This is a genomic window from Acinetobacter sp. 251-1, from assembly GCF_030329305.1.
Classification (GTDB): Bacteria; Pseudomonadota; Gammaproteobacteria; order Pseudomonadales; family Moraxellaceae; genus Acinetobacter; species Acinetobacter piscicola_A.
This window is the reverse complement of record NZ_JACANS010000037.1, coordinates 1-7,242: the sequence shown is the minus strand read 5'-3', so window position 1 is coordinate 7,242 and position 7,242 is coordinate 1. Positions and strand designations below refer to the sequence as shown.

Below are 7,242 nucleotides of genomic sequence, written 5' to 3'. Positions count from 1 at the left end.
TAGCCATCAGCATATTTGATTGCTACTTTCTTGAATGGTATCCATCCTAAAGAGCGTCTAGCTGATTTCTTATTGCTAACACGCCATTTTAATTTTGCTTTCTTGAATTGCTTGCGTCTTGTCACTAATTCTTCTGTAACTGCCTGTATCGTTTGGCTGTGCAAGTCACATTCTTTGGATGCACCTTTTGTATATTTTGCAATATTGTATGCTGAAAAGAATTGTTGTTTTCTTTGCAAGTGTTTAAAACACAAATCATTAACATAATTCCAGACAAAGTTTACCTCTAACGCTAGTTGGTCTAGCATCTTGCAATGTTTATCTTTTATGCGTAATTTAAGTGTCTTCATACTTAAAATATATTTGGCGTATGAGTACTAGTCAAGAAATTAGAACAGGTCGCCATTGTATTTTTAATATGCATGTACATTTAGTCTTTGTAGCTAAATATCGTCGAGATGTTTTTACCAAAGCAATGCAAGAAACGATGCGTGAAGTATTTGAGCGTGTCTGCTTAGACTTTGAAGCTGAATTGATGGAATTTGATGGAGAACATGACTATGTTCACTTACTTGTGAATTATCCGCCAAAAATAGCAATTTCTAGCTTAGTAAATAGTTTAAAGGGTGCTTCTAGTCGTATTCTACGCACTAAACACCCTGAAATTAAAAACAAACTATGGGGAAATGCTCTGTGGTCATCTAGTTACTTCGCTGCATCATGTGATGGGGCTCCGATTTCAATCATTAAACAATACATTGAGATTCAGCAGACACCTCATTAGAAATCTTAGCTAATCCCCACAAGGAGAACTAGCGGATTGCAGCCTTATATCCCCGCCCTAAAAGACGAGGTTTTACGGCTATACGGATAAATAATTATTACTTTTGCTTATATGTAGCAATGCTCTAAACTCATCCCATTGAAAATGTGGGCCAGGATCTGTTTTACGATGTGGTGCAATATCTGAATGCCCCGCTAAATGCTGATCAGTTTTAGGGTAGGCTTTTTGCAAGTTTGCCACCACTTGTGCCAATACCTCATATTGTGTTTGCTCAAAATCCTGATCATCGCTACCTTCAAGCTCAATGCCAATCGAATAATCATTGCATTCAACTTTCCCCAAATAACTCGACCGTCCAGCATGCCAAGCACGGTCTTTAAAATTGACAAATTGCAGTACTTCACCTGTTCTTAAAATCAGTAAATGTGCTGAAACTTGCATCCCTTTAATGCTTTGAAAATAGGGATGTACTGACCAATCCAATTGATTTTGAAAAAATTGTTCAATATAACCTCCACCAAATTGCGAAGGTGGCAAGCTGATATTATGAATCACGATCAGCTGAATTTCAGTATTTTCAGGACGTTGATTATAGTTTGGTGACGGTACTTGTCGTGCACCAATCAATTGACCATCTTTAACTTGGAATGGTGAACCCGATTGCATGTAGATTTCCTAAAAGCAGTATTTTTTGCTGTCATTTTCTTGTATTGCATTCAAAGTAGACCATCAACACAAGCTAAACTGAGTGTACTCTGTTCTGCTTTAAATGAAAAACTTCTTCAATATTACAACCACAATGCTAATATATCGCTCAAATTTTAGGGTGAACCGAAAGGGAATTTCCATGAGCATTTCGCAAGCACTGCTTGAACAATCCATACAAATCAATATTCAACAAGCACTACAAGAAGATATTGGCGAAGGTGATATTACTGCCCTACTCACGCCCGAAGATGAACAAGCAACAGCGACGATCATTACCCGTGAAGACATGATTTTAGCAGGTCAGCCTTGGGTCAATGCCTTGATTCAAGCTTATGATCCAAATGTACAGATCACATGGTTGAAAAATGATGGTGACATGGTCAAAGCCAATGAAACTATTTATAAACTTGCAGGTTCTGCACGTAGTTTACTCACTGTAGAACGTCCTGCTTTAAACTTCATCCAAACCTTATCGGCTGTAGCGACCAAAACTGCAGATTATGTCAAACAACTCGAAGGGTTGAACACTAAATTACTGGATACACGTAAAACCTTACCAGGCTTACGTATTGCACAAAAATATGCGGTTGCAATAGGTGGGGGTCAAAACCATCGTTTAGGTTTATTTGATGCCTTTTTAATTAAAGAAAATCATATCATGGCAGCAGGAGGCATTGCACAAGCCATTGCCAAAGCACATCACATTGCACCCAACAAACCTGTGGAAGTGGAAGTGGAAACATGGGATGAACTTAATCAAGCCCTTGAAGCCAAAGCTGATATTGTGATGTTAGATAATTTTAGCCAACAGCAAATGATTGATGCAGTCAAACATGTTGCAGGACGCTGTAAATTAGAAGCATCGGGTAATATTACCATTGATAATTTACGTGAAGTAGCAAGTACAGGCGTTGATTATATTTCTATGGGTGTACTGACCAAAGACGTCAAAGCTGTTGATTTATCGATGCGTTTTAATGCTTAACTGATTTAAATATCATGTATTTCTCCTTGGGCTTGTCTCACCAAGGGGAAATAACGCTTTCATTTTGATTACAATTCAATCTAATTAAAACTTTGAAAGCCCTCTTGAACGGCTTATAATTGCCATCCTCCTAAAATCAAACTTCTCTCTGCAAATGAAGACTTTAAGACAACAAGTACTTTTTCTACTTGTGGCTTTTGTATCAGTATTGGCTTTTTTTCTGTATCAAGAAAATATTCAACATTTCTTGAATTTACCTGAAGCTTATCGAGAATTACGTCTATTTAAATATGGCTTTTCTGTACTCTTAAATTATGCCTTAATTAGTTTGATTTATTTGATATTCAGACGTACTTTTGCCACGATTCTGGTCAGCCAAGTATTGATCTTTGTCTTAACCTTTATCAATATTAAAAAAGAGCAATATCTATCTGCGAGTTTGATTCCAAGCGATTTTTTATTGTTCAAAGAAACACTCATTGCAGCACCAATATTACTCAAATTTGTATTTTTTGCAGGACTACTCGTCTGTATCGCACTGATGGTATGGTTATATAAAAAAGAACGTGCCGAAAAAAATACTTTACTTTGGGCGAATGCAGTACTATCCCTATCAATTTTAGGCTTCTTCGTTACTGCGAATTTTCAAAATAATTTTAGTCAAACCTGTTCAGGTGACAATAAGCCAAGTTTATGTAAATACAATATTTATTTACCAAATACTCGTAGTGATTGGGTCGGCGATCACATGAATATTCGCCAACTCGGTTTTAGCGCATTTTTCTTTTCTAAAACAGTCGATGGCATTAAAGCCAAAGTTTCGAATACGGCAAATATTCCTGAAACGAAAATTCAGAGTTTACTCACTGCTCCCGCTACGGCGCTAGATGTAGACAATCAGCCGAGTTCAGCGACAGAAAAAGTATTACCCAATATTATTTTTGTCATGAGCGAGTCACATTGGGATGCAACCAAGCTTGATTCCAGTATTCCTAAAAATATTACCCCAACCATTGCAAAAAATCAGGTGAGTCAATTGTTATCACCGAGCTTTGGTGGTGGGACTGCCAACGTTGAATTCGAAGTATTGACCAGTTTAAATACCCATTTAAACCAAAACCAATTGGCTTATGTGGCAAAATTAAAACGTCCGACCTATTCATTGCCCATGTATTTAAATAGTTTGGGCTATAACACGACTGCCATGCATAACAATGGTAAATATTTTTATAATCGTAGCAGTGTCTACCAAAATTTGGGTTTTAACCAATTTACCTCGATTGAAAATATGGTCAGCGCTGCTCAACGCAGTCAATATATCAACAAAGCAGGTTGGGCAAATGATGATTTGATTTATAACAGTATTGAACAACAGCTCAAACAACAGGATCAGCCACAATTTATCTATGCCATCAGTGTCGAAAATCATCCAATGTATAATGATGACCGTTTTGGCGCGGATAATTTTAAAATCACCAAAAAAGGCATTAGTGATCGATCAAAACGTGCGCTAAATACCTATTTATCAGGTATGCAACGTGCCGATCAGCATTTAAAAGCTTTACTTGATTCGGTCAAACAGTTACAACGTCCAACCATTGTGATTTTCTTTGGCGATCATTTACCTAATTTACAAAACGTCTATGATGAATATGGTTTTTGGGGGTCTGAACAAGCCAAAACTGAAAAAAACGATGTTCGTTTTTATGAAACACCTTTGGCAATTTGGAGTAATTTCCCATTAGACAAAAAACAATGGGCTGAACCGTTTATTCCTGCACACTTTCTTGCACCCCGTGTGTTAGAAGCTGCCCATGTCCCACTGTCGCCGTATTATCAATTTATTCAAAAAGTGAATAATTGCTATACCGCGATTCATAAAACAGGGAATCACAGCAATCAAAATTGTGAAAGCAATGCAGCACAATTATTGAATGATTACAAAGCTTTGAATCTTGATGTTTTAGATGGGAAAAACTTTAGTTATCAGTTGATGCGTCCAAGTTTAGAAGCAAATCAAGCGGCTTTATAACATTATTTTGACATTAAACTTCTGAATCCTGTTCTATAGATTGAGAAGTTTTTTGATTTTTCTGTACTGAAATCTGTTCAACTTCTTGTGTTGAACGTGGTGCTGTCGTCATTAAAAGAAAGGTCGTCACCATCAATCCGATAATCAATAAATTCATATTCCCTCTCGTCATCGTTTCTAAAGGCAAGCATTGTAAAAATAAAGCATGCTGATTTTTTAAAGATGACGTTACACAAGCCCTCTTTTTATATGGAAAAATGTAAAGCAGTCAATATAGGGAGAAATAAAATAAGGTGCCGTAGCACCTTATAGAATAATAGAGTTTTAGCTATTAAATCCCATATACGGATCTGAAATTGAATCCTGATTATTTTCAATACGACCTGCAAAACGACGACTAAAAGAAGCATCATTCTGCATGCTTACGGTGAAATCATACCAGCCACCAAACTCAGTCATATCTAAAACTAAGGACTGCTCAGTAGGGCTTGTGTCAATTTCCCATGTTTTATTTGCTAAATAAGCATTAGCTTTTACTAACAATTTGCTGGTTTTTGCGCCATCATTGCGGACTTTTAAAGTCAGCTTATAACTACACTCTTCGACACAAATACGAATTTCAGGCAAACTTTCTTTCTGATTCTTTGCAGTTAAATCGCCGGTAAAACTACGATGAAAACCATTCGGTCCTAATACCCACAAATCATATTTGTCGTTAAATCTATTCCAGACATCATCAAGTTGTTTACCTGCCTCAACCATATAACGCTTCGGAATCGCATTGAGATTTAAGCGATCATAGACATGAAATACCGCCGCTTGAGTCCCTGTATTTGAAAACATCAATTTAACGTTTTGTGTGGCTGCATCAACTTCGGCACTGGTATGTAAAATATACGGCAATGCTTTAGATGGACGTACCCCTATTTCTTGCTTAGGGAATACCGCCAAATTTGGTCGAGTGACTTGTGGTAAAACTGCTTGTGCCTGACGAATTGCATCTGCCTGATCTTTCGTTTTTTGACCTGCTAACATAGGTAAAGCCGATGTATTGGGTGTTTTAAAATTAAAGGCCGTCGTCAAATCACCGCAGACAGCACGACGATATGGACTGATATTGGGTTCTTTAACTGCAAAACGTTCTTCTAAGAAACGAATCACCGAAGTATGGTCAAACACTTGAGAATTGACCCAGCCACCACGACTCCAAGGCGAAATTACATACATAGGTACTCGAACGCCGGGCCCATAGACACGCCCATCAGGTTGAGGTTGAGATTTAGACCCTGCCACCGCAACATGATCAAAATATTCAAAAGCCAATTCACTTGTGCTTAATGTGGTTTTACCTTGGAGATGACCTTTTTCATCACGAGATGGCGCACTAGGTGATGGGATATGATCAAAAAAACCATCATTTTCATCAAAATTCACCAAAAGCACGGTTTGACTCCATACTTCTGGATTGGCAGTCAATGCATTTAATAATTCTTGAATATACCACGCCCCTTGTACTGGGCTTGATGGTCCAGGATGTTCACTATAAGTTGCAGGTGCAACGATCCAGCTCACTTGTGGTAATTTCTTTTGTGCAATATCATCTTTTAAAGCTTGTAAAAAACCACCATCTGGCATGGTATTGGCGATCCCTTTATACAACGGCTGAGTCGCATCAATTTTTTCATCATAAGCAGGACTTTTCAGATCATCATGACTCACAGGTTGACCTGATAACTCATTCGCACGACGGTATTGTTTAAAACCTGCTAATGGATTGTCGGTAAAATTATCTGGCATGGCTTGATAAACTTTCCATGTGACACCTGCCTGTTGTAAACGCTCAGGATAAGTCGTCCAATCATAGCCGACTGTAGATGCACCCATCGCATCAAACTCATTCACCACACTTGCAACATTGGCACCTGTTGGACCATTGGTTCCTGTCCAAATAAATTTTCGATTCGGGTTCGTGCCTGCATGCATTGCACAGTGATAAGCATCACAAATGGTAAAAGCATTGGCGAGCGCAAATTGATATTCGAGTTCAGCTTGTTTGTAATATCCCATGGATTGCGGTTGCTTATGTTCCACCCAATTGCCCATACGTCCTGCATCCCAGGCATCTTGACCATCTTTCCAAGAATGTGGCGTTCCACTAACACGTTGTGCATTACCTAATTTACTGTCTAAGTGATAAGGCAACACTTTATTTTTGTTTTTATCGTATTTTTCCCAAACTTTGCGTCCATTTGACAATGGAATGGTAAAGCGATCTCCAAAACCACGCACACCTTTTAAGGTACCGAAATAATTATCAAAAGAACGATTTTCTTGCGTTAAAATCACCACATGTTTCACGTCTTGAATGGTTCCTGTTTCAACTTTGGCATTAATTGCTAAAGCTTTTTGAATACTAGCAGGGAAACTTGCAAGTGCAGCAGCACCAAATATAGTTTTAATAGAATTAATTAAAAAATCACGACGATTCATCTTCAATATCTTTAATTTTTATCTGAATAGCTGTAAAACCTCGCCTTTTAGGGCGGGGATATAAGGCCGCAATCCGCTAGTCCTCCTTGTGGGGATTAGCTAGGATTGCTAATGAGGTGTCTGCTGAATCTCAATGTATTGTTTAATGATTGAAATCGGAGCCCCACCACATGATGCAGCGAAGTAACTAGGTGACCACAGAGCATTTCCCCATAGTTTGTTTTTAATTTCAGGGTGTTTAGT

At 38.1% G+C, this 7,242-nt stretch carries 7 protein-coding genes and 1 pseudogene; 3 read left to right on the top strand and 5 right to left on the bottom strand.

Annotation, left to right across the window (positions count from 1 at the left end; translation table 11 throughout):
- Positions 1–350 (bottom strand): annotated as a pseudogene (locus HX129_RS17315) (RNA-guided endonuclease TnpB family protein); the annotation flags it as partial.
- Between the two features lie 20 nt (positions 351–370).
- On the opposite strand from HX129_RS17315, the gene tnpA reads away from it, so the two are divergent.
- Positions 371–784, top strand: a complete 414-nt coding sequence (gene tnpA, locus HX129_RS17310) for an IS200/IS605 family transposase (protein ID WP_286436380.1) — start codon at positions 371–373, stop codon at positions 782–784.
- 78 nt (positions 785–862) lie between these two features.
- Here the strand turns inward: tnpA and ampD are convergent, their stop codons facing one another.
- A complete protein-coding gene (gene ampD, locus HX129_RS17305; RefSeq protein ID WP_111861268.1) occupies positions 863–1,450 on the bottom strand; it encodes a 1,6-anhydro-N-acetylmuramyl-L-alanine amidase AmpD in 588 nt (195 codons plus the stop codon).
- Positions 1,451–1,631: 181 nt separating this feature from the next.
- Here ampD and nadC point away from each other — a divergent pair, with 181 nt between their 5' ends.
- Together nadC and HX129_RS17295 are read left to right on the top strand one after the other, a co-directional pair.
- Positions 1,632–2,477, top strand: a complete 846-nt coding sequence (nadC, locus tag HX129_RS17300) for a carboxylating nicotinate-nucleotide diphosphorylase (protein ID WP_174494111.1) — start codon at positions 1,632–1,634, stop codon at positions 2,475–2,477.
- A gap of 154 nt (positions 2,478–2,631) precedes the next feature.
- The gene (locus HX129_RS17295) at positions 2,632–4,509 is read left to right on the top strand and encodes an LTA synthase family protein (RefSeq protein WP_286436379.1); all 1,878 of its coding nucleotides are present in this window, start codon (positions 2,632–2,634) and stop codon (positions 4,507–4,509) included.
- A 13-nt stretch (positions 4,510–4,522) separates the two neighbouring features.
- Here HX129_RS17295 and HX129_RS17290 read toward each other — a convergent pair whose 3' ends face one another.
- The 3 genes from HX129_RS17290 to HX129_RS17280 all read right to left on the bottom strand — a co-directional run.
- Positions 4,523–4,666, bottom strand: coding sequence for a hypothetical protein (locus tag HX129_RS17290; RefSeq protein WP_165353112.1), 144 nt, complete (start codon positions 4,664–4,666; stop codon positions 4,523–4,525).
- Positions 4,667–4,833: 167 nt separating this feature from the next.
- Positions 4,834–6,999, bottom strand: a complete 2,166-nt coding sequence (locus tag HX129_RS17285; RefSeq protein ID WP_130075512.1) for a phosphocholine-specific phospholipase C — start codon at positions 6,997–6,999, stop codon at positions 4,834–4,836.
- Between the two features lie 108 nt (positions 7,000–7,107).
- Positions 7,108–7,242: transposase (locus tag HX129_RS17280; RefSeq protein WP_286436381.1), on the bottom strand; the 135-nt coding region annotated here is incomplete at its 5' end.

What these genes read in the sequence shown, in the direction of transcription:
- tnpA (WP_286436380.1), top strand. Translation starts at nt 371, where the DNA reads ATGAGTACTAGTCAAGAAATTAGAACAGGTCGCCATTGTATTTTTAAT.
- ampD (WP_111861268.1), bottom strand. Translation starts at nt 1,450, where the DNA reads ATGCAATCGGGTTCACCATTCCAAGTTAAAGATGGTCAATTGATTGGT.
- nadC (WP_174494111.1), top strand. Translation starts at nt 1,632, where the DNA reads ATGAGCATTTCGCAAGCACTGCTTGAACAATCCATACAAATCAATATT.
- HX129_RS17295 (WP_286436379.1), top strand. Translation starts at nt 2,632, where the DNA reads ATGAAGACTTTAAGACAACAAGTACTTTTTCTACTTGTGGCTTTTGTA.
- HX129_RS17290 (WP_165353112.1), bottom strand. Translation starts at nt 4,666, where the DNA reads ATGAATTTATTGATTATCGGATTGATGGTGACGACCTTTCTTTTAATG.
- HX129_RS17285 (WP_130075512.1), bottom strand. Translation starts at nt 6,999, where the DNA reads ATGAATCGTCGTGATTTTTTAATTAATTCTATTAAAACTATATTTGGT.